The following is a 24,678-nucleotide window of genomic DNA, read 5'->3' as shown; positions in this document are numbered from 1 at the left end:
TTTACTTACACCAGGACCTTGCCGGCCGCACCGATCGCGTCCTTGCCCTCTTCGACCGGGCCCAGAAGCATGTCGTTATGGGCCGCGCCCGACGGGATCATCGGGAAGCAGTTTTCGGCCTTGTCGACACAGATATCGGCGATGACCGGACCGTCATGGGCCAGCATTTCATCGATCACATCGTCGAGTTGGTCCGGCTTCTGCGCCCGCAGGCCCTTCATGCCATAGGCGTCCGCCAGTTTGACGAAATCGGGCAGGGCCTCGGAATAGCTTTCCGAGTAACGGCCGCCATGCAGCAATTCCTGCCACTGCCGGACCATGCCCATATATTCGTTGTTCAGGATGAAGACCTTGACCGGCAAGCGATACTGCACGGCCGTCGACAATTCCTGAATGTTCATCAGGATCGACGCCTCGCCGGCAATGTCGATGACCAGACCGTCGGGGTTGCCCAACTGCGTCCCGACCGCCGCCGGGAGGCCGTAGCCCATGGTCCCCAACCCACCCGACGTCATCCAGCGGTTCGGCTTCTGGAAGTGGAAATGCTGGGCCGCCCACATCTGGTGCTGACCGACCTCGGTCGTGATGAAGGTGTCGCGGCCGTCGGCCAGCGTCTTTTCATACAGGCGCCGGATCGCTTCCTGCGGTTTGATGACGTCCTTGTTGGTCTTGAAATTCAGGCAATCGATGGCGCGCCATTCGTCGATCTTGCCCCACCAGCGGTCCATCGCCGCCGCGTCGTTCTTCTTCTGACGGGCCTTGAAGACCTTGATCAGATCTTCCAGCGCGAAACCGGCATCGCCGATGATCGGCAGGTCGACGCGGACATTCTTGTTGATCGACGACGGGTCGATATCGATATGGATCTTGGTCGATTTCGGCGCGAAAGCGTCCAGCCGCCCGGTGATCCGGTCGTCGAAACGCGACCCGATGGCCAGCATGACGTCGCAGTCATGCATCGCCCAGTTCGCCTCATACGTCCCATGCATGCCCAGCATGCCCAGGAACTGCGGCTCATTCGCCGGAAACGCGCCCAGCCCCATCAAGGTCAAGGTGCAGGGATAGTTGGTCATCCGCACGAACTCGGTCAGCAGCTTCGACGCGTTGGGCCCCGCATTGATGACGCCGCCGCCGGCATAGACGATCGGCCGTTTGGCATTCAGCAGCAGATCCACCGCCGCCTCGATCCGGTCGCGGGCGGGTTTCACCGTCGGCTTGTAGGTCTTGTGCGCCGCGGATTTCGGCATCTCATAGGTGCCGGTCGCGAATTGCACATCCTTCGGCAGGTCGATGACGACCGGACCGGGACGGCCGCTGGTCGCGACATAGAAGGCCTCGTGGACCGTCCGCGACAGCTTGTTCACGTCCTTCACCAAGTAATTGTGTTTGGTGCAGGGCCGGGTGATGCCGGTCGTATCGCATTCCTGAAAGGCGTCGTTGCCGATCAGATGCGTCGGCACCTGGCCGGTCAGACAGACGATCGGAATGGAATCCATCAGCGCGTCGGTCAGGCCGGTCACCGCATTGGTCGCCCCGGGACCCGACGTCACCAGAACAACGCCCGGCTTGCCGGTCGAACGGGCATAGCCCTCGGCGGCGTGAACCGCGCCCTGCTCATGCCGGACCAGGATGTGGCGAATGTGGTTCTGTTTGAACAGCGCGTCGTAAATCGGTAGTACCGCGCCGCCCGGATAGCCGAATACGACATCGACGCCCTGATCCGCCAAAGATTTGATCACCATCTCTGCGCCGGTCATTTGCTTCGTCGACATCGTCTCACGCGTCCTTCATTCGCTCGCTTCGTTTCGATCGCCGCCCGGCAGAACCGGCCGACAGTTTTCCGCCGTCCGCCATATCGGCGGGCGTCGGTAGCATGCTACCCAATGTGCCCTGTTGAGTAAGCCCCTGTTTCAGGGAGTCCAACCAGACAACGCCAGGATTTTCAGACGCCAACGGGCCCGGTCGTTCTACGGCTGGGCCCGTCCGCGTGCGGCGCACAATAGGCAGAGGTCAGAGGCTAATCAACCCGTTTTCTTCAATAAATGAAAAAATTTTTCCCATCAAACTTTCTGAAAATTGCTCGTTCACCTCAAAATCAGCAACATATTGTCCCTTCATCCATGTCATCTGCCGCTTGGCATAGCGCCGGGTCGCTGTCTTCGCATCGGCCACGGCGGCGTCGAGCGGAACCTCGCCCTCCAGATAGGCGATCAATTCAGGGACGCCGACCGCGCGCATGATCGGGCGTTCCGGTGACAGGCCGCGCGCCTTCAGGGCCGCGACTTCGTCCAGCGCCCCCTCTTCCATCATCCGGTCGAACCGGGCGTCGCACCGCGCCACAAGATCGGAACGCGGGGGCCGAAGCGCGATTTTCAGAAAATGCAGATCCGGCGGCGGCCCCTCGGCGGGCAGCGCCTGCCATTCGCTCAACGGACGGCCCGTAGCTTCGAAAATCTCAAGGGCGCGGGAGATCCTTTGGCGGTCCATCGGCTCGATCCGCGCCGCAGCGGCCGGGTCCAAAGCTTCCAGCCGGTCCCAGGCGCTGACGCCCGGCGCCTCCGCAACCTCACGCCGGACCCGGTCGCGCACAGCATCCGGAACCGCCGGCATCGGCGACAGGCCATCGGTCAGCGCCTTGATATAGAAGCCCGTGCCACCGCACAGGATCGGTACCTTGCCGGCCGCGACAGCCGCATCAATCTCCGCCAGCGCCAGGCGCCGCCAGTCTGCGGCCGAACAGGTTTCATCGCCATCCAGGACGCCATAGAGCCGGTGCGGGACAGCCGCCTCTTCCACTTCGGATGGGCGTGCGGTCAGCAGACGCAGATCCCGATAGACCTGCATCGAATCCGCATTCACGACGATCCCGTCCAGCGCCTGCGCCAAGGCTGCCGCCGCCGCCGACTTGCCGGAGGCGGTCGGCCCGAAAATGACGGGACAGCGGATCATTCCAAACCCACGACGACGCGGAAGCCGATGTCATAACCCTTATGCTGAACCTTGGCGCCATAGCGATAGGTGGGTGTGGCGACGGAGGGTTTGAAATACCAGGATCCGCCCTTTCGGGTCCGTTCGGCGCACTCGGCGGACGGCGGGATGAACGGCGCGTCATGCCGGGGGCGCCAGCAATCCATGGTCCATTCCATGACATTTCCCAGCATGTCATAGAGCCCGAAGCCGTTTGGCGGGAACTGGGCGACGGGTTCGGATTTATGGGACCAGCCTTCCCAGCATTTATAGCAGTTCACCCGCCCCTCGACATTGCGCAAGGCGGGGCGGCCGCCCCGGGCGGCGAACTCCCATTCCGCCTCGGTCGGCAGGCGATAAGGCTTACCGGTCTTCTCCGCCAACCAGGCGGCATAATCCATCGCGTCCTGCCAGGTGACGTAGATGACCGGCCGGCTGCCCATGCCCCAACGTCGATCAAACGGCATTTCCGCGCAACCGCCCTCCTCGACGCAAAGGGCATATTCGTCAAAGGTCACCTCGGTCCTTCCAATGGCAATCGGCTCCTCGATCGCGGCCTGAACCGGCGGACCTTCTTCCTCGCGATCCTGAACGTCGCGGCCCATGATGAAATGCCCGACCGGCAGTTCGACCATCTCCGGACAACCGTCACAGTCGTGAAAAGATTCAAGCATCTCCGCATCAGTAGTATTCGGGCCGAGAAACAAGGAAATGCCCAGGATTCCGGCAAAAATTAACGATACGTTTACGGAGCGCTGCATATTACTGATCCAGATGTGACAGGCATCACCGAGGTTTGGAATTTTATATGTAAGTGTACTGCCATGAAGTCCGGGGATCGACCGGAAAGACGGAGGCAGATCAGAACAAGTTGGGATAAGACCGATGAGCGACGACGTCCTATACGATGGTTCCGGCAATCAAATTGCCCAGACCAGCGGTGAGTCAGGCGGCGATCCCATCGGCTTCGTAATGACCTCCACCGGCACGGTGACGGTCGAACGGGCGGACGGGTCGGTCGAGCAACTCAGTGCCGGCGATCCCGTCTTCGAAGACGATATCCTGACGACCGGCGAGGGTTCCACCGTCGGCATCCGATTCCAGGACGAAAGCCGTTTCTCGCTGGGCGAGGAAGGGCGGATGGAGCTGGACACCTTCGTGTACGATGCCGTTGCCGGGACCGGAACGTCGCTGATTGACGTCGCCGAAGGAAGTTTCGCCTTTGTCAGCGGCATGATCGCGAAGACAGGCGATGACGCGATGTCGGTCCAGACGCCGGTCGCCACGATCGGCGTGCGCGGCACCACGGTGGCGGGCGATGTCGGCCCCGACGGCCAGACGGAGGTCACCCTGTTGCCCGATACCGACGGCACGCTGGGCGAGATCGCCGTTTTCAACCAGTCCGGCCTGCAGATCATGTTCGACGCATTCCAGCGTGTCGATATCGGCGGCAGCGACATCGCGCCGACCGCCCCACGCACGATCGAACCGACGGAACTGCGCGGCGATATCGCCGATACGGTTCGTGCTATTGGCGCAGATCCTTCCGGCGGGCGGTCCCGTCCCGGCGAGGATGACGATGGCGGCGGATCGGACACAGTCGACGAAGCCGCCGTTCATCAGGACGGCCCGGTCGACGACATCGATATTGCCGAAGAAATCGATGTTGCCGAGTCGGAAACGCTCGGAGGTGTCGACATCCTTGAGGAAGTCGACATGGCCGAATTGGAGCAGGAGTTCTCCGAAGAAGACCTCGCCGCGATCGACGAAGCTGAAATGGAGCGCGCCGCCGAAGAGGTCGCCGAGATCGATGTATCCGCCGGCGGCGACCGGGCGGTCGTACGCATGGCGGACGGCACCGAAACGGAAATCAACGCGTCCGACCTGGCGGCCGGCAAGTTCGTCGGACCCAGCGGCACTGTGATCGACCTGGACATTTCCTTGGCCGATGCCACCCGGATTCACGAACAATCTCGGAACCGGCAGGAGGAGAGCGAGGAGGAAGAGGACGGAGTCCGCGATGCCCCCAACACCTTCCAGAACGAGATCATTGCCTCGGATCTGGACCCGGGCGCCGTCAATGCACTGGGCAGTACCGAGCAGCCCGCCCCGATCCCTAGCCCGAATCTGCCGCCTCCGCCTCAGAACGCGGCGGAAGGCGATCTGACGGATCCTCTCGACAATCCTGACATCGGCCTCGGCGTTTTGCCGCCCGATCTGCCGCCGGAACTGACCAACCCGAACGAGGACATCACCCTCGGCATAGACCCCATCCCCGATCCGGCACCGGACCCGGTCCTTGCGGTACCGCCGGCCCCACCCCTTGCCGAACTGCCGCCAGAGCCTGCCGAACAGGCGACCGGCATGCCCGAAGACGTGCCGGATTCGGGATTCGACACCGACGTTGGCACCCCTCCGCCACCGCCTGTTCTCGACCCGCCCCCCTCAGAGGACGAAACCGGTTCCGATGCATCGGACGATGATGACGACGAAGATTCGGACGAGGAGGAGGATAGCCTCGCCGTGGCACCATCGGCCGACGAGGATGATGAAGACGACGAAGACGAGGAGGACGACGACGAGGAGGACGACGACGAGGAGGACGACGACGAGGATGGCAGCGGTGACGGTCTGCCGGTCCAGCCCCTCGACGACCTGAACGATACCCTCGACAATGTGGTCGGCGGGGCCGGGCAACTTGTCGCCGGCGATACGTCCTATGACGACGAGGACGACGACGAGTCGGACGATGACGATGACGGTATCAGCGCGGCACCGTCCGGCGACGATGATGAAGACGACGAAGACGAGGAGGATGACGACGAGGATGGCGGCGGCGACGGCCTGCCGGTCCAGATCCTCGACGACCTGAACGATACCCTCGACAATGTGGTCGGCGGGGCCGGGCAACTCGTCGCCGGCGATACGTCCGATGACGACGAGGACGACGAGTCGGACGATGACGGTATCAGCGCGGCACCGTCCGGCGACGATGATGAAGACGACGAAGACGAAGATGACGAGGACGAGGAGGACGACGACGAGGATGGCGGCGGCGACGGCCTGCCGGTCCAGCCCCTCGACGATCTGAACGATACCCTCGACAACGTGATCGACGGAACCGGGCAACTTGTCGCCGGCGATACGTCCGATGACGACGAGGACGACGACGAGTCGGACGATGACAGCATCAGCGCGGCACCGTCCGACGACGATGATGAAGACGACGAAGACGAGGAGGATGACGACGAGGATGGCGGCGGCCACGGCCTGCCGGTCCAGCCCCTCGACGATCTGAACGATACCCTCGACAATGTGGTCGGCGGGGCCGGGCAACTCGTCGCCGGCGATACGTCCGAGGAAGATGAGGACGACGACGAGTCGGACGATGACAGCATCAGCGCGGCACCGTCCGACGACGATGATGAAGACGACGAAGACGAGGATGGCGGCGGCGACGGCCTACCGGTTCAGACACTCGACGACCTGAACGATGACATCGACAACGTGATCGACGGAACCGGTCAACTTGTCGCCGGCGATACGTCCGATGACGACGAGGACGACGACGAGGCGGACGATGACGGTATCAGCGCGGCACCGTCCGACGACGATGATGAAGACGACGATGATGAAGACGACGATGATGAAGACGACGATGGCGGCGGCGACGGCCTACCGGTTCAGACGCTCGACGACCTGAACGATGACCTCGACAACGTGATCGACGGAACCGGGCAACTTGTCGCCGGCGATACGTCTGAAAACGATGACGACGAGGACGAGGACGAGGACGAGGACGAAACCGAGAACGAAACCGCGGACGATCAGGAAATCTTCAATCTCGCCGCACCACAGCAGGTGCTTGACGGCCCGGGCGACGAAGACCCGCTGGACGGTAATGACGACGGGCCCCTGTTCGGCGACGACGATCTGCCGCAGGACAGTGCGGCCAACAGCCCGCTGACCGTCGAAAACGGTCTGAACTTTGGGGACGACACGGCCGACACAGATGACGATGACGATCCGATCGGTGATGAGGATGACGATGGGTTTGACGACGATGACGTCGGGCTCGGCGACGATAATGATGATGACGATGACGATGAGGACGGTGACGAGCCATCGATCATGGAGCAGTTGAATCTGGGCCAAACGGTGGACGACACCCAGAATCTGCTCGACAACTTCCTGCATCCGGAAGAGTCCGACGACGACGACGCGTCGGACAACGACGACGATGAGACCGAGGATGGGGACAACGACGATGATGCGTCGGCCGATGACAATGCCGCCCTGCTCGGCGGTGTTTTCAACGGGATTTTCGGCGGCAATGACGACCCGCCGGATGACGGAAACGGCGTCTATTAGGGCGGGCGGGATCGTTTCGAGGCAGCGAGTCTCATAATTGTCGCTTGCCGCGACCCACGGCGTCCGGTAACCGCAACGCATCATGCAAGTCACCGTCACCCTCGTCGCGGATCGCGACACAAATTCGCTGTCATCGGACCATATCGACGCCGCGCGCGACGCGGCGGCACGGGCCGGCGGCGTTCCGTCCAGGGAAATCCGGACATTGGCACCCGGCTGGGCTGCCGAGTTCCCCGTCGACGGGACCGACGCAGCGGCGATCGCACAGGCGCTGGACGACACCGCGGCGCTGAACGGCATCGACCGCGCGGCGCAGCCTTCCGCGGGTCGGCGCAAGAAGGTTCTGGTGGCCGATATGGATTCCACCATGATCCAGATCGAAACGCTTGATACGCTGGCCGCGGAACTCGGCATCGGCGACAGGGTCGCGGAGATCACCGCCCGCTCCATGGCCGGGGAGTTGGATTTCGTCGAAAGCCTGCGCGCCCGCGTCGCGCTGCTGAAGGGCTATCCCGCGCGAGAAGCGATGGCGATCGTGATGGACAAGGTCGTTCACACGCCGGGCGCCGAACGGGCCGTCAAAACCATGGCCGCCCATGGCGCGCATTGCGCCCTGGTGTCCGGCGGGTTCACCTTCACCACCTCCGTCGTTCATGCGGAACTGGGCTTCCAGGACCACGCCGCCAACACGCTGGACATCGCACCGGACGGCAGCTTCACCGGATTGCTGACCGGCCGTATTGTCGGCCGCCCGACCAAGCTGGAAATCCTGACCGAACTCTGCGGCAAGCAAGGGGTCGGGCTGGATGGCGGTGCGGCCATCGGCGACGGTGCCAACGATCTCGACATGCTGATGGCCGCCGGTCTGGGGATCGGATTTCACCCGAAACCCATCGTCCGATCACAGGCCCGCTTCCGGATCGAACACACCGACATGACCGCCCTCGCCTTCTATCAAGGCTACGGCCAGGAAGACTTCGCCATCTAGTGGCACAAGGCCACTCAGGATTGGCCAATCGGTTCGGATCGATTTCTAGTTTCGTCCCGTGGGTTACCGACCGAACATTTCGACGTCGGCCAAATTTCCATACGCGACGGACGATAAGGATCTCAACCAAGGCATCCGTGCGTCTAACGACACGGCCGTCTTTCGTGTTGACGACCAGCGTCAACGCCAGGTCCTACAAACGGCCCGATCCTGCCCCTATGTGGACCGAGTCCCCGCACCAAAATACGTCCGACTCTATGAGACGGGTTGGAGCACTAATGCGGGGCAGGCAATCCTTATCGGTTGTCTAAACGAGAGGATGCCTCGGTTTCACTCATTACCTTTCCAACGTTCTCAGTGGCCTTAGGGAGTTGTACTAGAGCCATCCTGATGGCTTCAAACGTTGGAACATCGTGAGAATTGAATCCGCCATATAGTACGTCTGCATGTGCTTCGAAAACCTTCTCACCATCAAACAAATCAAATGCATCGCATGAAACGCTCACACCAAAACCTCCTTTATTTGTCATGTATTGCTTTGGCGCAGTATAATAACACTCGATAAGAATATCTGAGTATTTAGTTTTAGATTTCTTTTTACCGATTGATGCGAACAATGGAGACACAACATACCCTCTGCTCACAAGAGCCTCCATCATCATTTTCGTCCGGAAATTCCTAGAAAAAAATATTCCTCCTGGTTCTGGTTGAATTTCACTTAAATAAGCCACCTTGTATTTGAAATTCGATATTTCGGTGAGAACCTTACTGTCAATATTCTCAACTCTCGGGCCGCCACATGACGCTAGAACCAATGACAAAAAAATGATCAAAGCTGGGATGGTACTAAAAAAGCTGCGGTTTTTCTGGGATCGCATATTTTTATTTCCACTGATAGATGGCCGTGAAATCATCTGACACTCAATTCATACAATACATCAAGCTTATTTTCTCTCCCTAAGATAGAAAAATGGAGCCTGCATTTAGGGTGCTTCCCCAAGGTTGTGCGGCAGGATTCGGAGATTCATCATCGCGACGGTCGCTGAACAAACCGACGCCCTTAGTGGATCATTGTGAAGACTATCGTAGACCTAAGTCGATTGCAGCGACTTACGCCCAAGGGAAATCCCAATGTCTAGTAGGCTTGCCCCTGCAATGGCCTCATGGCTACCAAAAGTTCGAAGACTCTCCTACAAGCGGATATTGAAGGGGCTGATGGGGCGATCTAAGGAACCATGCATGCTGCATCCTCCAAAAGTTTTCACCCAGTCATACCTTCACGGAACAAAGGCCGATCTGCGGCCGGGCGATCTGATCGCGGTCGGGCACCGGTCGAATTTCAGGGAAGCCGCGCTGTCATGGGTGTATTTCACGTCGACAATGGATACGGCGATCTGGGGGGCCGAACTGGCACGCGGCGACAGCCCCGGACGCATCTATGTGGTCGAAGCATTGGGTGAGGTCGAGGACGACCCCAATGTGACGGATAAGAAGTTTTCCGGAAATCCGACACGATCCTATCGCTCGCGCGAGCCCCTGCGGGTCGTCGCGGAAGTCGTGGGCTGGCATGGACATACCGACGAACAAGTCCAGCAAATGAAGGATGGTTTGGCCCGGCTTGCCGCGGAAGGCCGGGATCACATCATAGACTGAGGGCGTACCCGCCGCCCCCTCTTCACACGAAATCGGGGCCGTGGATCCAGGCGACGAGGGACAGGCGGGTGCCGGTGACGACCGGGGCGACGCGGTGGATGGTATGGGCGGCGAAGGCGATCAGGGTGCCCTGATCGCGGGGCGCCTGGAACGGGTGGCCGTCGGCGTTCAATTCCAGCTCTCCGCCCAGATAGTCGGCCGGCTCGGACAATTGCACCGACAGGGTCAGCTTGCGCCGGCCGGCAACGGCGCCCCGGCCGCGGTCGATATGCCAGTCATAGTAATGGCCCGGCCCATAGCCGGCGAGTTGCAGCCGCTCCTCGAACCCGTCCAGCACGTAGCGGAAGGTGTCGCGGTTGGCGTCACCCACCAGGCGGGCCAGACGTTGGGATACCCAGCCGAAGGCCCTGCCTTCCTCCGTCTCTCCGTCCGGCAGCCAGACCAGTCCGGACTGGCGCACTTGCGTGTCGAAGCGCCCGGCGACCAGTCCGCCTTTCCGGGCGTTCAGGGCGGCATAGGCCGACCGCAGCGCGGCGCATTCTTCCGGCGAGAACGCGTCCCGGACAATGACCCAATGACGAGGCGGCTTACCGCGCCCCGGCCCGGGCGGAAGCGGAGAAACCGTCGATATCTGGGACATTCGGAACGCAGCCTTTGCGCGACAGGAAGGAGCGGCGGCTCTATAGGCTGAATTCGGCGGTTTGAGGAGAGGGAAAATGCGGGGTGCGGCAACGCTCACAAATGCCGCATGCCCACGTGCTCAAAAGCTCGCCATTCCCGGCTCACAATTCCCAGGCATCGTCCTCCGGTTCGGGTTTCGGTTTCGCCTGGCTGTCATGCAGGGCGCGGCCCTGGCGCAGGGCGAGGTCCAGCTTGGCGCGGACCTGGCCGATCGTGATCGGCTTCAGGACATAGCCCGTCACGCCCAGTTCGCGGGCTTTGCCGACCAGGGCCGGATTGGCATGGGCGGTGACGAAGACGAAGGGGATCGCGCGGTTCAGGGCGACGCCGTCCCGCCGCACTTTGCGCAGCAGGTCGAGCCCGCTCATGTCCGGCATTTCCATATCGGCCAGGACCACGTCGAAAGGGTATGTCTCCAACAGGCGCAGCGCCTCAGCCCCGCCGGACGCCTCCCGTACGCCTGTCAGCCCTTCGCTTTTCAACATTTCGCGCAGCAGCAGCCGGGTCGGCTGGTTATCGTCCACGATCAACAGGCGGCAGGACATGTAAGGGTCCGATTTGGCCATGACGTCTCGATCATCCCATTCAACTGTCGCACCGGGCAGGCAGCGGCGCGACCGGCGCGTCCATGCCCGAAAACGCCCGCGCCCAACCGCCCATTCCGAGGATAGAGTTATCGATGCCGTTCCCTGCCCTGTCAAAGGCCCAGAGCGCCACGGCCGACTGGACCTGTTCCGCTTCATCCGGCCAGCAATCACAGCCGTTCGCCGCACCGCGCCGGTCAACGCGCTCGGCCATCCGCGTGTCGATCGGCGGCAGCCTTCAAGTATTAGAAGACGGCGGGGTCGGCATCGATCCGCTTGAGATGCTCCAGTGAGATTTCCATGTCACCTCTATTGGGGGTGTCCCAAAACTTCTTGAGGATATGCAGGAAAACCGGGCCTTCGGAGAACGTGTCGGGCGTCTGTTTCGACAACAGGCCCGCCATGTGTTGCAGTGCTTGCTCCTTGCGTCTGATCACTTCCAGATTGGTACGGTGTTCCGCCAAAAGCTGCTCTGCTTCCAACACTTTCGCTTCAAGTTTCGGATTGCCGCCCTCCCTTGCAATCTGATCCCGCGTTTCCGCAATTACGCCCGGTCCTATGCGCAGTATTTCATTCAGACGCTCTTCATATCGCCGGTATCCATCCGCAAGCGCCTCGACTTCTCTCCTGCATTGGGCCAGCAGCACATTCTGAAACCCTGCGGCATAGGCGGAAATAGCCGGTTCGTAACCGTTCACACCGCTGTTCTGCTCTCTATTCAAAAATATAAATCGATCCTGCCTGTTCAGAACGATTTCCAAACTTGGGTTTCCGCCATCCTCGTAATGAAAAATCATCGTATCCAGTTTGTACAAGCCCTCCTTCGCCAATTCGTTGTGACGCGCAACGATGTAATCTTCCAACGCGGCCAATAGCTTCCTGTTGCGGGTGTTCAGGAAGATTACTTCGGTATCGACAAACTCGGACGTCCCTTTGGCCCTGATCTCCGCGTATACCGCTTCCCGGCTTTTACTCCCCATGCTGACCCGTACTTCGGCGCTCGCCGGAACGGCCAAACCCGACATCAAGCACAAGACAACACACACCGCGCTCGCTTTAGGAAACATCCGAACCCCTTGCCATTGAACACCCGCCCCGATTGATGCGCGCCCTTGCGACACCCCAATGCAGAATGCCGACAAGTCGACGCACCAGTCAAAGCGCTCAAGGCTGGACCCCTGCGTTAGAGACGTTCGGAGGCACGCGCCCTGCGTTGGGCGACGGTCTATCGCAACCGAATATTCCCGCTTGACCTCAAGTCAACTTGAATTGGCAGGGTCGGGGTCACCGCTGTTTCCGGCGGGCCGATCGCGCCGGTCGAAGGGCCGGCGGTGGCGTTCCGGACCCAACATTTCACGGAGACCATAATGGACAGCCTGGACATCTCTACGGACATGGAGACTCGCATGGGACGGCGCCGCGCCGTCGCGTTCGCCCTTCTCGCCATCGTTCAATCGACCCTGATCTTCACCATCGCCTTGATCATGATCCCCCTGCCGATCATCGCGGAGGGCTTCGCGTTGACGGAGGCGGAGGTCCTTCTGTTGCAAGTCTCCTACGGCTTGCCCTTCAGCGGATTGCTGCTGTTCGGCGGCCGCTTGACCGACCGGTACGGCACGCGGCGCATGTTCGTCCTCGGCCTCGTCCTGTTCGGGGCGGCGTCACTCGGGGCGGCGCTGACGCCGGGCTATGCCGCGCTGACTATCCTGCGCGCCGTGCAGGGGGTTGGCGGGGCGATGGTCGCACCGGCCGCACTGGGTCTGGTGCGCGGCCTGCACCCCGATCCGGCGGGGTTCGGGCGGGCCATGGCGGTCTGGGGCGGCGTGTCCGTGCTGGGTGCCGTTTTGGGCTTCATCACGTCCGGCATGGTCGCGGAATTCGTGAACTGGCGCTGGATGTTCGCCGTGCCAATCGCCGTCTCGCTGCTCGGCCTCGCGGGCTGCGCCGGATTGCTGCCGGCCACCGGGAGAGCTGTCGCCGGCCCGGAAGCGACCCGGCCCGGCCTCGACCTGCCAGGCGCGCTGCTGGCCACATCCGGGATCGCGCTGGCGAGCTTCGGCCTGATCGCCAGCAACGATGCGGGCTGGGGCTCGATCCTGACCGTCGGACCGCTGGCCGCCGGGGCGGTCCTGCTGCTCGCCTTCGTGCTGGCGGAGCGGCGGCGGCGCGATCCGCTTCTGCCGCCGGACTTCCTGTGCAATCCCCTTCGCCTCGCCGGGCTAGGCGGGGTTCTCCTCGCCGCCGCAATCTCGGTACTGATCGAATACGCGCTCCTGGTCTATCTGCAGCAGACGCGCGGCTGGACCCCGTTCGAAACCGCCGCGTCCTTCCTGCCTTTCGCGGTCGCGTTGATCGGAACCAATTCAATCGCCGCCGCCATCGTCGGCCGGATCGGCGCCGAGAGAACCATGGCGGCCGGGTTCCTGACCGCCGCGCTGGGCCTCGCAGCCCTGGCCTTCCTGGAGCCTGGGACGGATTACCCGACCGTCCTGCTGCCCGCGCAGATCCTGGTCGCCGTCGGCATCGCACTGGTCTTCGCCGGGGCGGCGGTCCTGTCCATGGCGCATGTCCCGCCGTGGCAGATGGGTCTGGCAGGCGGCGTCATGAATACGGCGATGGAACTGGGCCCGACGGTCGGCTTCTCGCTTCTGATGGCCGTGGCGGCAACTGCCGCCGACAGCGTCGCGGGTTATGCCAGAGCCTTCGGCACCGCGGCGGCGACCTACACCCTATTCGCCCTCATCGCACTGGCAATCGCAGGTCGTCGTGGACGCGCGCCGGAGTGACCTGCCACCCGGCGCAGCGGGCGCCCCCTCCCGTCGCCTGCGGCAGTGGGAACCTCCACGGACAGCGCGTCGAGCCGGCTCCAGGAAGGTTCCTGCTTTCGCAGGAACACGGAGCGATGCTGCGTCCCGGGCAAGCGCAAACCTCCGCGCCCTCCGCGTTCAGGATAGCCCCCTCAGAACGACCGGGGCAGGCCCAGGACGTGTTCGGCGATGTAGCTGAGGATGAGATTGGTCGAAATCGGGGCGACCTGATAGAGGCGGGTTTCGCGGAATTTGCGCTCGACATCGTATTCGCAGGCGAAGCCGAAGCCGCCGTGGAACTGGATGCAGGCATTGGCGGCCTCCCAGGATGCCTTGGCGGCCAGGTATTTCGCCATGTTCGCCTCCGCCCCGCAGGGCTGTCCGGCATCGTAGAGGCGACAGGCCTGGAAGCGCATCAGATCGGCGGCGCGGACCTCGATATAGGCCTCGGCGATGGGGAACTGGACGCCCTGGTTCTGGCCGATCGGGCGGCCGAAGACCTGACGTTCCCCGACATAATCGCAGACCTTGTCGGTGAACCAGTAGCCGTCGCCAATGCATTCCGCGGCGATCAGGGTGCGTTCGGCATTCAGGCCGGTCAGGATGTATTTGAACCCCTGCCCCTCCTCGCCGATCAGGCTGTCCTCCGGCAGCTCCAGATTGTCGAAGAACAGCTCGTTGGTCTCGTGGTTCACCATGTTGGGGATCGGGCGCACATCCATGCCGCCCTTCATCGCCTCGGCAATGTCGACCAGGAAGATCGACAGGCCCTCGGATTTCTTCTTCACCTCGGCCAGCGGCGTCGTGCGGGCCAACAGGATCATCAGGTCCGAATGCTGCACCCGGCTGATCCAGACCTTCTGGCCGTTGATGACCCAGTGGTCGCCCTTGCGCACCGCATTGGTCTTGATCTTGGTCGTGTCCGTGCCGGTCGTCGGCTCCGTCACGCCCATGGATTGCAGGCGCAATTCGCCCGCCGCAATCTTCGGCAGAAAGGCCTGGCGCTGCGCCTCCGACCCGTGCCGGACCAGCGTGTTCATATTGTACATCTGGCCGTGGCAAGCCCCGGAATTGCCGCCCGCGCGGTTGATCTCCTCCATGATGACCGACGCCTCGGTCAGCCCCAGCCCGGACCCGCCATACTCCTCCGGAATCAGCGCCGCCATCCAACCGCCCTCGGTCAGCGCCTGCACGAATTCCTCCGGATAGCCCCGCTCCGCATCGATCTTGCGGTGATACTCCGCCGGAAACTCGGCACACAACGCGCGCACGGCGTCGCGGATATCCTGATATTCGTCCTGATCGGGGGTCATGGGTGGGGGGTCCTGTACGGTTGGTGAGGCACTCTACAGAAGTCTAATTGACGTACTTAATCAAACAAGGATAGCGGCAAGAATGGATAAAAATAATATACTGTGTTTTTACACATAACACAGAAACTAATTCAAAATAATTAACAGACAATCCAGGACAATCACTAGATAAGCTCACAAACGTTATATATAATACTGCGAGAATCGACAAAATCCAAAAAATTCTTCCGTGATGAAATTCTATTATTCAAAATTCTTTATCGCCGAGATACTATCTTGGATAGCATTTAGAATACCATAACTTTGTGGCACATGAATATGGCATTCAAACGTGAAAACCTTAACCTGATTGGGCCGCTCAACATCAGGAGAACCATGCCACGAGAGCTCATGCAGGCCGTTCACAAGCACTCTTCTGGCGTTGGACAAGTCGTTTGGGCGTGGAATTACTGTCATGGCGCGTTTTGCAGACTGTTTGCGGCTGTCGCTACTCCTGAGAACCTTATGGTTGGGCTCGCTGTTTGGCACACAGCACCAAGCGACAAACAGCAAAGGCAAATGTTGCTTGCGGCCGCAGGTGCGAGATTTTCCAGTAAGACAAATGAATTGAAGGCAATTAGGTGGTCCATTTCTGCCGCTGATAAATTATCCAATTATCGAAACGATCTAACGCACATGGGGACAGGTTTTAGAAATCCATTTCAGAAACCCGAAATTGTTTTGGACTACTCAAGTAACAAGCCCGCGCGTATCGAAAGGATGGAAAACGTGGAAATCGACAAACTGGTCCAACAGTGTTCCGGTGATCTAATCGCATTGGCGGGCTACGTTTCAATCGTAAACGCAGCGATTTCCTTTCCACAGATGCATAGGTTACCGAGAAGACCAAGGCTACTTCTAGTTCCCGGTGTATCGGCGAAGAAGAAACGCCGTTCTTAAGGTGACCGAAGTTTCCCATCTCTTAATTTTGAATTAGGGCGTACCCAAATGCTATCCCCTACCCCTCCCCCGCAATCTCCCCCGACCGCTTGCGGCTCTCGGATAGAGCGTCGGACCAGGGAGTGAAGGCGTCGGCGGTGTCGAGGATGTTGAGGCCGGCCTTGGTGATACCGCCTTCGGTCATCAGGTCGTCCAGCGGGGCGCGGGGGCGGCGGTCGGTCTGGGTGAGGATGGAGGCGGCGGCGGCCTGGGCCATGCGGGCGGTGAGCGCGCGGGCGGTTTCGGCGGGCAGGCCGTTGTCCTGTGCCCAGCCGGCGACCGTGTCGTAGAGCACATGCAGATGGCCGTAATAGGCGCCGAAGATGCTGGCCGTTTCGAACTGCTCGTCGCCGTCCACGGCATGGGCGGAGCCGAGCGCGGCGAAGACTGCCTCGGCCATTTCGTCGGGCGGGCAATAGGCGGTCGGGCTCTGGCGGATGCGGCTGGCGGCGATGGGCATGGAGCGGAGCGCCGTGGCGGGCGCGACCGCCGCGCGGATCGCCGGCAGCGTGATCCCGGCCGCGATGGAGACCGCCCGCTGACCTGCGCGCCAGGGCAGGCCGGTGGCGGTGTCGACGATCTGTTCGGGCTTGGTCGCCAGGAAGACGAAATCGGACCGCGTCACCAGATCTGCGTTGTCCCGGGCGATCTCATAGCCGTGCTTTTCCGCCAGACGGGCGGCGCGGGCGGCGCTGCGCGGCGACAGCAGAACGGTGAAGTCGGATCCCTCCCCGATGGCCCCTGCCAGCCCCTCCGCCAGACATTCGCCCAGATAGCCGACGCCGAGTATGCCGATTGTCGTCATGGTGCCGTCTTCTCCTTCAGTTCCTTCGCCTCGATCAGCGCCGCCAGGGGCGCGTAGAAATCCTCGACCGAGCGGCAGACGATCGCGCCCTCCGCCCCCAGTTCCGCGCCGACATCGACGGGCAGGCTGGTATTCGATGTGTCGGGCACCTGGTTCAGCTTGCCGCCGATGAAGACCGGCACGTCCAGCCCGCGTGCCGCCAGTTCGGCTTTCAGCGCCTTCAGGAAGCTGAGCGCGACACCGTTATAGGTGCTGAGGAAGATCGCATCGGCCCCGCGCGCGACCTCCGCCAGGCGGTCGGGGTCGGTGCTGACCTGCCCGTCCAGGGCAGTGACGCCGAGTTGTGCCAGCATATCGTCCAGCAGGCGCTTGCCGTATTCATGCACGTCGGTCGTCGCGGTGACGATGCGCAGATCCGACGCGGCGATGGCGCTGCGCTGGGCGTCGGGCAGGCGGGTCAGCGCCTGGGCCGCGCGTTCCGATATCTCGTCCAGGACCGGGGACGGCTCGACCGGGCGGCGGCCGTTCGGCGCGCCCGCCTCTTCCCGGCCCGGCCCGTAGAGTTCCTCCAGCCGCTTGGCGCCGATGCGGCGCAGGGACAGGAACATCTCGAACGGGTCGGCGATGTCGATCCCGGCTTCCGTCAGACCGGCCAGGACCGAGGCCTTGAACCGCCGCGCCCCGTCGACCAGCCGGTCGGCCAGCCCGTCCACCGCGTCCGTTCCGGTGAACTGTTCCACGCCCTCGGTCCGGCGGACGCTCTCGCCGCAGAAGATCTGGGCGGCGACAACTTCATCAATGTCTGGGATGCGGATTGCCTCCGTCACCGGGACCGGGTTCACGGCATGGCCCGACGGCATCAGGCGCTGGGCCTGGATATCGACACCCAGATAGGCGCCGAGCGCGGCATAGCTCGCCGCCTCGTTCTCGCCATAGGAGGTCGTGTTGCCATAGACCATGGTGCCGGGCGATTTCGAGACCCGGGCCAGCGCGCGCTGAAAGGCGAAACGGCCAAGCGGGCGCGAGAAGGTGTGGCCATAGCAATGGCTGACCCGCCCGCCGATCAGCTCGTCGACGATATAGGCCTCCAGCAGCACAGCGCCTAGCGCCGAGGCGAGATCGGTGAAACGGGCCGCGAAACCGTCATCCAGATTGGAATGGATCAGGACCGGGACCGGCTGTGCCGCGGCCAGGGCGATGGCGGCGACGGTTGCGCGGGTGGTCGCCACATCGTCGCGCCAGCCCGGCAATTCGAAGGTGAAATACTGGCCCAGATTGCCGATGGCCGTCGATCCGGCGCGCAGGGCCGCGGCGGTGTTTTCCAGCGCGGCCGGCATGCCGATGACGAAATCCCCGAAATGCGCGGCGACCGGGGCGGCATTGGCGAGGCGCGCGAAATCCTCCTCCCCCTGAAGGATCAGCCCGGTGCCCTTCGGCCGGCCGTCGCGCTGCGCCCTTGGATAGCCCATGGACCAGTCCAGGCAGATGCCGTAGCGGTCGGTGCGGTACCCGGCCTCGGCCACGCGGGCATGGATTTCGGCAGCGGCCTCGATACTGCGGTCCAGGCTGCGGAAGCCGATCTGGGCATGCTGCATGATCCGCCCGGCCTCGGCCGCGCGCTGCTTGAAGGCGGTTTCGCTCTCGACACCCTGCGCGGTCAGGAAGGCGGAGGGGCCGACCGTCACCTCTTGCGCCAGGGCCCGCCCCTCGGCCAGCACCTCGGCCCCGGACGGCAGGGTCTCCTCCGGCAGGATCGCCGCGCGGCTCAGCGCATCCGTCATGCGCTTAGTGACCAATGGTAAAGTTGTTGTTCGCTCGGTCCTGGCCGCTGATCAGATAAAGCGGGCGGATGCCATAGCCTTGGGCCGGGTGTTTCTTGCCCGTCTCCGCCCCCAGCGCGTGGTCGTAGAAGCAGGTCGCGGGCATCAGGCGGATGATGAAGGCTGGGCGCGGATGGTCGGTGCGGTTCGGCTTCGACCCGTGGATCATGTAGACGTCGTGGAAGGACACCTGCCCCGCCCGGATGATCAGCGATTCCGCCGTCGCCTCGTCATAATGCTCGGTATCGCAGACGAGGTTGATCGTCTTGTCGCCGCCCTCGACCCAGGAATGGCTATAGAGTTCATGCTTCTTGTGGGAGCCGGGGATGAAGCGCATCGGCCCGTTTTCCGGCGTCACATCCTCCAGCGGGATCCAGACGGTCAGTGTCTCCAGCGGGCGGATCGGGTAATATTCCCCATCCTGGTGCCAGGGCGTCTCCTTGCCCTTGCGCGCCGGTTTGCCGAACAGGGTCGTCCCCCACAGGATGATGTCGTCGCCGATCAGTTCTTGTGCCGTCTCGACGATCTTCGGATGGGTCGCGAATTCCAACCATTTTTCGGATCCCTTGATGCCCATTGACCCGCCATTGGTCTGATGCGGGGCCAGGATGATGTCGGATTCGACATGGCTGTTCCGGGCCAGCAGGTCGGCATATTCGCGGCGCATCTCCGCGATCAGATCCGCCGGCAATTCCCAGCGCGGGACGATCCAGCCCTTTTCCCGGTACTGCGCCCGCTCCGCCTCCGACAGATGGGGCGATGCGGCTGGTTTGGGGTGCGCGGTCATGCCTGGCTCCTAAATTGTCGACAATTCTGTCGGCAACGTTGACGGCATGGCATAGGCCTGTCAAGGATGGTGGGGAAATCGACCTGTTTCCGAGGACAAGACCCATGGCGGGAGAGAAGGCGAATGCGGTCGAACTGGCCTATGAGCAGATCCGCGACCGGGTCATCAGTTTCCGGACGAAGCCGGGCGAGCGCCTGAACGAAAGCGAACTGGCCGCCGCCCTGGCAATGAGCCGCGCGCCGATCCGCGAGGCGCTGAACCGCCTGATCGCCGACGGGTTGGTCCATTTCGAGGCCAAGCGCGGCTTCTTCTGCCGCCGCCTGAGCATCAGCGAGATGATCGATCTCTATGCCGTGCGCCGCGACCTGGAACTGGGCGCGCTGACGGCGACGCTGGAAACGGCGTCCCAGGACGCGCTGAACGATTTCGCCGCCGCCTGGCGCGCCCTGCTTGCCGCAGAGCGCCCCTCGGATCTCGACCTTCTGGTCACCCAGGACGAGGATTTCCACCTCGCGCTGGCCGCTCTGGCCGGCAATCCGGCCCGACTGGATTTCCTGCGCAACATCAACGCCCGTATCCGCTTCGTCCGCCGCCTCAACCTGGAAACCGATCAGCGGCGCGGCAGCACGCTCGACGAACACGCCCGCCTGCTGGACCACATCGCCACCCGCGACACCGCGGCCGCCCGCGCCCTTCTGGAAAAACACCTCGACCGCTCCGCCGACGAGGTCCGGCTCCAGGTCCAGACCGCGATTGCGCGAATTTACGCGGAGGATGTGGCTTAAGTTCTCAAGTCTGGATCAACTGCTTAGACCGACCAGCGGACTTTGACAGCTAACGATATCTTTACGGTTTCCCTGCACAATGACGGTGTCAACCATGCGGGAAACTTGTTCTCAATGCCTCGAGATTCAGCGGCGCCCTTTACGATATCCGGCACGGACGACCCGGCCGGATTCCATGTCGGGAACATTCGAGACTTGCGGCCGATTTGGGGCCAAAAGGTCACGCGCCTGTTCGATTACTGGAAGGATATTCGAAGCGGCAGTGGGTTTCCGTCCCGCCTGGATATCGACCCGGTTGCGATCGCGCCTACTCTGGCCAACGTCTTTCTGGGCGACATCGACCCGAATGGCCCCGAATTCGTCTATCGGCTCGCGGGCGAAGAGATCGTCACCGTTTTCAATAATTATAACGGGCGCCACGGATTCGTGGGCGTAAAACTGGGCGAGAGCCTGCCCCCGGAGAAGGCCGCGCTGATCCGGAACCGCTGGCGGCCCTTGGCGGAGAGCGGGCAAATCATCTACATGCGCGGCCTAGTCTATCTGACGCTCGACCGCTATGCGATCGGAGAACGTCTGGTCTTGCCGCTGTCCACCGGCGGAAAGGGCGTCGACGGATTCTTGGGCCTTACGGTTTGCGCCTGGCAAAGCCTTGAAAAGCTTGGGCATTCGGAAGGGCTGGACATCTACTATATCGATCCGGCGACAGTGTGATCCGCCCGACTCCCCTATGGACCGTCCCCGTCCCGTCCTTTATCTTTAGCAAATAATTCCTTTGGGACGCTGTCAGTCTATGATTTTACGAAACCAAGTAGAATGGGCGCTTCATTGCTGCTCGATCCTTGCGGGACTTCCGGAAGGGCGGTTCATTTCTACGAAAATTTTGGCAGAATTTCATGGGGTGCCGAAGGAATACTTGTCCAAGGCTCTGCAGAGCCTGTCCCAGGCAGGGCTGGTAGAGACGACCCTGGGGCCGCGCGGCGGGTACCGGCTGGCACGGCCGGCGGGGGAGATTACCTTTCTGGACATCGTCGAGGCAGTGGAGGGAAAGGAACCGACCTTCCGCTGTTCGGAGATCCGGGGCAACAATCCCTGTCTGCCCAAGGGCTATTGCAGCCCGGACAAATGCGCCATCGCGCGGATCATGTGGCAGGCGGATCAGGCCTGGCGCCAATCCCTGCGCGAAACCAGCCTTGCCGATCTGTTCGACCTGCTGGGGCGGGAGCTGGACCCCGAAATCTTCAAGGCCACGGCCGCATGGCTGATGGCGCGGACGGGCGGCGGGGATTGAAGACGGGGATTGAAGACGGGGCCGCACCGGCCGTATCCCCCAACGCATCCCCCAAATGCGTCCCTCATCGGAGGCCTGCCAGGAAGAAGTACCTGGAACAGGGCGGGTTATGCGGCGGGACCGGACCGCGCGGCCACCCCTTACTGACCCAACGGGGTGGTCAGGCGGGTCTCGTCCGTGTCGACGATGAAAACCGCCAGCAATTTGGCCGGTTCGGTGTCGCTGGCATTCTCGCTGACACGGTGGATGTCACCGGGCAGTTCGGTGAAATTCTCCCCGGCCCGGTAGGTGCGGACCGGGCCGTCATTGACCGCGCTGCGCACCGCCCCTTCCAGCACGGTGACATAGATGAAGGCGGAGGCGGCATGGGTGTGCCCGGCCGACTTGCCGCCCGGTTCGTATTCGACCAGCACGCCGCGCACCGTCTTGCCCGGCACATTGGGCAGGGCATGTTCATAGACCGGGGTCACCTTGGCCGGCTTATCCCCGGCCCATGCCGCCCCCAGCGGTCCCGCCATCAGGACCCCGACCAGCAAGGTCAGGGCCAGCATTCCGGCCAGAGCCATTCGGATCATCGTCTCTTCCTTTCGCACAGGACCGGAGGTCAGCTCAGGCCCGCCTTGTCGAGGCCCAGGAATTTGTCGGCGCTGCCCGGCACCCGCTTGAAGGCGATCGACAGGCGGTTCCAGGAATTGATCGTCAGGATCGCGAAGGTCAGGTCCGACACTTCCCTTTCGGAGAAATGCGCGCGCACCCGCTCGTAGGCCGCATCGGGAATGCCGCCCTGCGGCAGCCGGGTCACCACCTCCGTCCAGGCCAGGGCGGCGCGTTCCCGCTCGTTGAACAGCGGCGATTCCCACCAGATCGCGACGTGATGCAGGCGCAGTTCCCGCTCGCCGTCGATCTTGCCTTCCTTCACATGCATGTCGACGCAGAAGGCGCAGCCGTTGATCTGCGACGCGCGGATGTCGACCAGATGCCGAAGCTTCGGGTCCAGGTCGGTCGCCCGCGACATGTCGCTGAATTCCATCATCTGCTCAAACATCTCAGGGGAATTGACCATGTAGTTCAGTCTCTCGGTCACGTTCGTCATCCTCTATTGCGGATATTCAGTATCTATAAGGATAATAAATATCCTTAATATGGTGTTTGTAAAGCCCCTTCGAATTGGCCCCCCGTTCCAGGACGGCGGGCGCCTTGCCAAGCAGGTTCGAATGTTCCTAGGCTTTCGCTTTCAGGAACGGCCGGGCGGCCGTGTCAGGGAGGAGCGGGGATGAACGGCGTCCCGAAACTGGACCGGATCGACATCAACATTCTCGCCACGCTGCAATCCCAGGGGAACATCACAAATATCAAGCTGGCGGAGGCGGTTGGCCTGTCGCCCAGCCCCTGCCTGCAGCGGCTCAAACGGCTGGAGAAGGCGGGTTATATCGAGCGCTATCACGCGGTCCTGAATCTGAAGAAGCTGGCCGATCACGTCGTGATCTTCACCGAGATCACCCTGGCCGATCACCGCAGCCAGGATTTCCAGAAATTCGAGGCGGCGATCCGCAAGCACGACAATGTCATGGAGGCGCATCTGCTGAGCGGCGGATACGATTACCTTCTGAAATTCGTCGCCCGCAACCTGACCCAGTATCAGGAGATCATGGAGGATCTGCTGGACCGGAATCTGGGGATCGACAAATATTTCAGCTATGTCGTCATCAAGCCGGTGATGACCCGCAACGCGGTGCCGCTCCACGATCTGGTGAACCGGCCTGAGCCCTGATCCCGCGAGACCTTAGGCCGCGACGGAAGCCGCCGCCTGGCGCTGCTGCAGGCTGATCCGCCACATTTCGCGATAGTGCTTGCGGTCGTCGAAGCCGGTCGCAGCATGCATCGTGCAACGGTTGTCCCAGGTGACGATATCGCCCGGCCGCCAGGACCATTTGACGGTGAACTCCGGCCCAGTGACAAAGGGCAGCAGATTGCGATAGAGCGCCATACTGGCATCCTCCACCCCTTCCAGGTCCCACAGATCCATCTGTTCCTGGGTGATCGGCGCACCCTTGGGTACCAGCGCGCTGGTCGAACTGTTCAGGGCGTAGAGCGCGGGAATGCCGGTTTCCGGGTGGGTCAGCACGACGGGCAGACGATAGGTCGGGTTGGCCGCGCGCTGTTCCGGCGTCAGCACCGGGTATCCGGGGGTATAGAGGCTGATCTTCTTGTCATGATGCGCCTGGGAGCAGACCGCCTCCAGCCCCGCCAGCTTTTCGCGGGTTTCGGCATCCATCCGCGCATAGGCCGTGCGGGTGTCGGCAAACAGGGTCTCGCCCCCGCTGGGCGGGGCGTGGCGGCAATGCATGACCGAGCCGATGGACGGGGTCTCGCTGGTGAAATCGGTATGCCAGACCGGCCGGTGGGTCTTGGTGTCGTAGCGCATGTCGGCGTCGCTGCGCAGTTGCGGCACGTCCGATTGCTGGGCGGTCGCGCGGTTCTGGGCGTCGCGGGCATTGCCGATCCTGAGGATGGGCGTGCCCTCGACCATCATCCGCTCGCGCCCGACGGAGGTCTTGCGCTCGACCGCGCCAAAGGTCTCGGCCCAATCCAGCAAGGCGTCGGGCTGGATATCCGCCAGAGCGTCGCCGCGAACGACCAGCAGCCCGCCATGGGCACCCCACAGACGGTAGGCTTCGTCCCGGAACTGGGAATCCTTCAGATCGGCCGGGCTTACCCCGTCGATCAATGCACCGAAATCCCCGTTCAACGTCTGCGCTTGCGCCGGCATGGCCGATTTCCCTGTCTTGGCGGACCCGGCTCTTGCCGGACGTCCCACGGCGGCAAAGGGCGCGCCGTTTCCATAGGGAAT

General features: G+C 62.2%; 23 protein-coding genes. 8 read left to right on the top strand and 15 right to left on the bottom strand.

Annotated features, from left to right (window positions below; translation table 11 throughout):
- Nucleotides 1-5: 5 nt before the first annotated feature.
- The 3 genes from ACO06O_RS04755 to ACO06O_RS04745 all read right to left on the bottom strand — a co-directional run bounded on the left by ACO06O_RS04755 (nucleotide 6) and on the right by ACO06O_RS04745 (nucleotide 3,641).
- The gene (locus ACO06O_RS04755) at nucleotides 6-1,772 is read right to left on the bottom strand and encodes an acetolactate synthase 3 large subunit (protein WP_421876838.1); all 1,767 of its coding nucleotides are present in this window, start codon (nucleotides 1,770-1,772) and stop codon (nucleotides 6-8) included.
- Nucleotides 1,773-2,010: 238 nt separating this feature from the next.
- Nucleotides 2,011-2,949, bottom strand: a complete 939-nt coding sequence (gene miaA, locus ACO06O_RS04750; protein ID WP_421876836.1) for a tRNA (adenosine(37)-N6)-dimethylallyltransferase MiaA — start codon at nucleotides 2,947-2,949, stop codon at nucleotides 2,011-2,013.
- Nucleotides 2,946-3,641, bottom strand: a complete 696-nt coding sequence (locus ACO06O_RS04745) for a formylglycine-generating enzyme family protein (RefSeq protein WP_421876834.1) — start codon at nucleotides 3,639-3,641, stop codon at nucleotides 2,946-2,948. Before ACO06O_RS04745 ends, miaA begins: the two co-directional genes overlap by 4 nt.
- Nucleotides 3,642-3,852: 211 nt before the next feature.
- Here ACO06O_RS04745 and ACO06O_RS04740 point away from each other — a divergent pair, with 211 nt between their 5' ends.
- Together ACO06O_RS04740 and serB are read left to right on the top strand one after the other, a co-directional pair.
- Entirely contained in the window at nucleotides 3,853-7,338 is a 3,486-nt protein-coding gene (locus tag ACO06O_RS04740) for a FecR family protein (RefSeq protein WP_421876832.1), read from the top strand.
- 82 nt (nucleotides 7,339-7,420) lie between these two features.
- Nucleotides 7,421-8,326 carry a phosphoserine phosphatase SerB gene (gene serB, locus ACO06O_RS04735; RefSeq protein ID WP_421876830.1) on the top strand — a complete coding sequence of 302 codons (906 nt, stop codon included), beginning with the start codon at nucleotides 7,421-7,423 and terminating at the stop codon, nucleotides 8,324-8,326.
- Nucleotides 8,327-8,622: 296 nt separating this feature from the next.
- Here serB and ACO06O_RS04730 read toward each other — a convergent pair whose 3' ends face one another.
- Nucleotides 8,623-9,204: a hypothetical protein gene (locus tag ACO06O_RS04730; RefSeq protein ID WP_421876827.1), complete on the bottom strand. Its 582-nt coding sequence runs from the start codon at nucleotides 9,202-9,204 to the stop codon at nucleotides 8,623-8,625.
- Between the two features lie 361 nt (nucleotides 9,205-9,565).
- On the opposite strand from ACO06O_RS04730, the gene arr reads away from it, so the two are divergent.
- Nucleotides 9,566-9,979, top strand: a complete 414-nt coding sequence (gene arr, locus ACO06O_RS04725; RefSeq protein ID WP_421876824.1) for an NAD(+)--rifampin ADP-ribosyltransferase — start codon at nucleotides 9,566-9,568, stop codon at nucleotides 9,977-9,979.
- A 22-nt stretch (nucleotides 9,980-10,001) separates the two neighbouring features.
- On the opposite strand, the gene ACO06O_RS04720 is transcribed toward arr, so the two are convergent.
- From ACO06O_RS04720 to ACO06O_RS04705, 4 genes are all read right to left on the bottom strand, one after another.
- Nucleotides 10,002-10,619 (bottom strand): 2OG-Fe(II) oxygenase, encoded by a 618-nt coding sequence (locus ACO06O_RS04720; RefSeq protein ID WP_421876822.1) that lies wholly within the window; start codon nucleotides 10,617-10,619, stop codon nucleotides 10,002-10,004.
- A gap of 142 nt (nucleotides 10,620-10,761) precedes the next feature.
- On the bottom strand, nucleotides 10,762-11,226 hold the full coding sequence (locus tag ACO06O_RS04715) for a response regulator (protein ID WP_421876820.1): 465 nt from the start codon (nucleotides 11,224-11,226) through the stop codon (nucleotides 10,762-10,764).
- Nucleotides 11,227-11,245: 19 nt separating this feature from the next.
- Nucleotides 11,246-11,458: a hypothetical protein gene (locus ACO06O_RS04710; RefSeq protein ID WP_421876817.1), complete on the bottom strand. Its 213-nt coding sequence runs from the start codon at nucleotides 11,456-11,458 to the stop codon at nucleotides 11,246-11,248.
- 31 nt (nucleotides 11,459-11,489) lie between these two features.
- A complete protein-coding gene (locus tag ACO06O_RS04705; protein ID WP_421876815.1) occupies nucleotides 11,490-12,311 on the bottom strand; it encodes a hypothetical protein in 822 nt (273 codons plus the stop codon).
- Between the two features lie 300 nt (nucleotides 12,312-12,611).
- Between ACO06O_RS04705 and ACO06O_RS04700 the strand changes: the two genes are divergently transcribed.
- A complete protein-coding gene (locus ACO06O_RS04700) occupies nucleotides 12,612-14,030 on the top strand; it encodes an MFS transporter (RefSeq protein ID WP_421876813.1) in 1,419 nt (472 codons plus the stop codon).
- A 173-nt stretch (nucleotides 14,031-14,203) separates the two neighbouring features.
- Here the strand turns inward: ACO06O_RS04700 and ACO06O_RS04695 are convergent, their stop codons facing one another.
- The 4 genes from ACO06O_RS04695 to ACO06O_RS04680 all read right to left on the bottom strand — a co-directional run bounded on the left by ACO06O_RS04695 (nucleotide 14,204) and on the right by ACO06O_RS04680 (nucleotide 19,754).
- Nucleotides 14,204-15,364 (bottom strand): acyl-CoA dehydrogenase family protein, encoded by a 1,161-nt coding sequence (locus ACO06O_RS04695; RefSeq protein WP_421876811.1) that lies wholly within the window; start codon nucleotides 15,362-15,364, stop codon nucleotides 14,204-14,206.
- A gap of 997 nt (nucleotides 15,365-16,361) precedes the next feature.
- Nucleotides 16,362-17,147 (bottom strand): NAD(P)-binding domain-containing protein, encoded by a 786-nt coding sequence (locus tag ACO06O_RS04690; RefSeq protein ID WP_421876809.1) that lies wholly within the window; start codon nucleotides 17,145-17,147, stop codon nucleotides 16,362-16,364.
- Nucleotides 17,144-18,928 (bottom strand): hypothetical protein, encoded by a 1,785-nt coding sequence (locus ACO06O_RS04685; protein ID WP_421876807.1) that lies wholly within the window; start codon nucleotides 18,926-18,928, stop codon nucleotides 17,144-17,146. Before ACO06O_RS04685 ends, ACO06O_RS04690 begins: the two co-directional genes overlap by 4 nt.
- Before the next feature lie 4 nt (nucleotides 18,929-18,932).
- Entirely contained in the window at nucleotides 18,933-19,754 is an 822-nt protein-coding gene (locus ACO06O_RS04680; protein WP_421876805.1) for a phytanoyl-CoA dioxygenase family protein, read from the bottom strand.
- A 104-nt stretch (nucleotides 19,755-19,858) separates the two neighbouring features.
- Between ACO06O_RS04680 and ACO06O_RS04675 the strand changes: the two genes are divergently transcribed.
- From ACO06O_RS04675 to ACO06O_RS04665, 3 genes are all read left to right on the top strand, one after another.
- A complete protein-coding gene (locus ACO06O_RS04675; protein ID WP_421876803.1) occupies nucleotides 19,859-20,539 on the top strand; it encodes a GntR family transcriptional regulator in 681 nt (226 codons plus the stop codon).
- A gap of 114 nt (nucleotides 20,540-20,653) precedes the next feature.
- Nucleotides 20,654-21,250: a PAS domain-containing protein gene (locus tag ACO06O_RS04670; RefSeq protein ID WP_421876801.1), complete on the top strand. Its 597-nt coding sequence runs from the start codon at nucleotides 20,654-20,656 to the stop codon at nucleotides 21,248-21,250.
- Between the two features lie 79 nt (nucleotides 21,251-21,329).
- Nucleotides 21,330-21,827 (top strand): RrF2 family transcriptional regulator, encoded by a 498-nt coding sequence (locus ACO06O_RS04665; RefSeq protein ID WP_421876799.1) that lies wholly within the window; start codon nucleotides 21,330-21,332, stop codon nucleotides 21,825-21,827.
- Nucleotides 21,828-21,967: 140 nt separating this feature from the next.
- On the opposite strand, the gene ACO06O_RS04660 is transcribed toward ACO06O_RS04665, so the two are convergent.
- Together ACO06O_RS04660 and ACO06O_RS04655 are read right to left on the bottom strand one after the other, a co-directional pair.
- Entirely contained in the window at nucleotides 21,968-22,402 is a 435-nt protein-coding gene (locus tag ACO06O_RS04660; protein WP_421876797.1) for a cupin domain-containing protein, read from the bottom strand.
- 29 nt (nucleotides 22,403-22,431) lie between these two features.
- Complete coding sequence (locus tag ACO06O_RS04655) at nucleotides 22,432-22,911, bottom strand: carboxymuconolactone decarboxylase family protein (RefSeq protein WP_421876795.1); 480 nt, start codon at nucleotides 22,909-22,911, stop codon at nucleotides 22,432-22,434.
- A gap of 189 nt (nucleotides 22,912-23,100) precedes the next feature.
- Between ACO06O_RS04655 and ACO06O_RS04650 the strand changes: the two genes are divergently transcribed.
- On the top strand, nucleotides 23,101-23,598 hold the full coding sequence (locus tag ACO06O_RS04650) for an Lrp/AsnC family transcriptional regulator (protein ID WP_420418017.1): 498 nt from the start codon (nucleotides 23,101-23,103) through the stop codon (nucleotides 23,596-23,598).
- Between the two features lie 12 nt (nucleotides 23,599-23,610).
- On the opposite strand, the gene ACO06O_RS04645 is transcribed toward ACO06O_RS04650, so the two are convergent.
- The gene (locus ACO06O_RS04645) at nucleotides 23,611-24,597 is read right to left on the bottom strand and encodes a TauD/TfdA dioxygenase family protein (protein WP_421876793.1); all 987 of its coding nucleotides are present in this window, start codon (nucleotides 24,595-24,597) and stop codon (nucleotides 23,611-23,613) included.
- Nucleotides 24,598-24,678 lie beyond the last annotated feature (81 nt).

It is taken from the genome of Pacificispira sp. (assembly GCF_965228185.1).
Lineage (GTDB): Bacteria > Pseudomonadota > Alphaproteobacteria > UBA8366 > Aestuariispiraceae > Pacificispira.
Note: the sequence above shows the minus strand (reverse complement) of the source record. Positions and strands in the feature narration are given on the sequence as shown.

Coding starts and splice junctions, on each gene's coding strand:
- arr (WP_421876824.1), top strand. CDS start 9,566: ATGCTGCATCCTCCAAAAGTTTTCACCCAGTCATACCTTCACGGAACA.
- ACO06O_RS04705 (WP_421876815.1), bottom strand. CDS start 12,311: ATGTTTCCTAAAGCGAGCGCGGTGTGTGTTGTCTTGTGCTTGATGTCG.
- ACO06O_RS04685 (WP_421876807.1), bottom strand. CDS start 18,928: ATGACGGATGCGCTGAGCCGCGCGGCGATCCTGCCGGAGGAGACCCTG.
- miaA (WP_421876836.1), bottom strand. CDS start 2,949: ATGATCCGCTGTCCCGTCATTTTCGGGCCGACCGCCTCCGGCAAGTCG.
- ACO06O_RS04690 (WP_421876809.1), bottom strand. CDS start 17,147: ATGACGACAATCGGCATACTCGGCGTCGGCTATCTGGGCGAATGTCTG.
- ACO06O_RS04680 (WP_421876805.1), bottom strand. CDS start 19,754: ATGACCGCGCACCCCAAACCAGCCGCATCGCCCCATCTGTCGGAGGCG.
- ACO06O_RS04720 (WP_421876822.1), bottom strand. CDS start 10,619: ATGTCCCAGATATCGACGGTTTCTCCGCTTCCGCCCGGGCCGGGGCGC.
- ACO06O_RS04650 (WP_420418017.1), top strand. CDS start 23,101: ATGAACGGCGTCCCGAAACTGGACCGGATCGACATCAACATTCTCGCC.
- ACO06O_RS04665 (WP_421876799.1), top strand. CDS start 21,330: ATGATTTTACGAAACCAAGTAGAATGGGCGCTTCATTGCTGCTCGATC.
- ACO06O_RS04755 (WP_421876838.1), bottom strand. CDS start 1,772: ATGTCGACGAAGCAAATGACCGGCGCAGAGATGGTGATCAAATCTTTG.
- ACO06O_RS04645 (WP_421876793.1), bottom strand. CDS start 24,597: ATGCCGGCGCAAGCGCAGACGTTGAACGGGGATTTCGGTGCATTGATC.
- ACO06O_RS04700 (WP_421876813.1), top strand. CDS start 12,612: ATGGACAGCCTGGACATCTCTACGGACATGGAGACTCGCATGGGACGG.
- ACO06O_RS04710 (WP_421876817.1), bottom strand. CDS start 11,458: ATGGCCGAGCGCGTTGACCGGCGCGGTGCGGCGAACGGCTGTGATTGC.
- ACO06O_RS04695 (WP_421876811.1), bottom strand. CDS start 15,364: ATGACCCCCGATCAGGACGAATATCAGGATATCCGCGACGCCGTGCGC.
- ACO06O_RS04730 (WP_421876827.1), bottom strand. CDS start 9,204: ATGCGATCCCAGAAAAACCGCAGCTTTTTTAGTACCATCCCAGCTTTG.
- serB (WP_421876830.1), top strand. CDS start 7,421: ATGCAAGTCACCGTCACCCTCGTCGCGGATCGCGACACAAATTCGCTG.
- ACO06O_RS04715 (WP_421876820.1), bottom strand. CDS start 11,226: ATGGCCAAATCGGACCCTTACATGTCCTGCCGCCTGTTGATCGTGGAC.
- ACO06O_RS04670 (WP_421876801.1), top strand. CDS start 20,654: ATGCCTCGAGATTCAGCGGCGCCCTTTACGATATCCGGCACGGACGAC.
- ACO06O_RS04660 (WP_421876797.1), bottom strand. CDS start 22,402: ATGATCCGAATGGCTCTGGCCGGAATGCTGGCCCTGACCTTGCTGGTC.
- ACO06O_RS04745 (WP_421876834.1), bottom strand. CDS start 3,641: ATGCTTGAATCTTTTCACGACTGTGACGGTTGTCCGGAGATGGTCGAA.
- ACO06O_RS04740 (WP_421876832.1), top strand. CDS start 3,853: ATGAGCGACGACGTCCTATACGATGGTTCCGGCAATCAAATTGCCCAG.
- ACO06O_RS04675 (WP_421876803.1), top strand. CDS start 19,859: ATGGCGGGAGAGAAGGCGAATGCGGTCGAACTGGCCTATGAGCAGATC.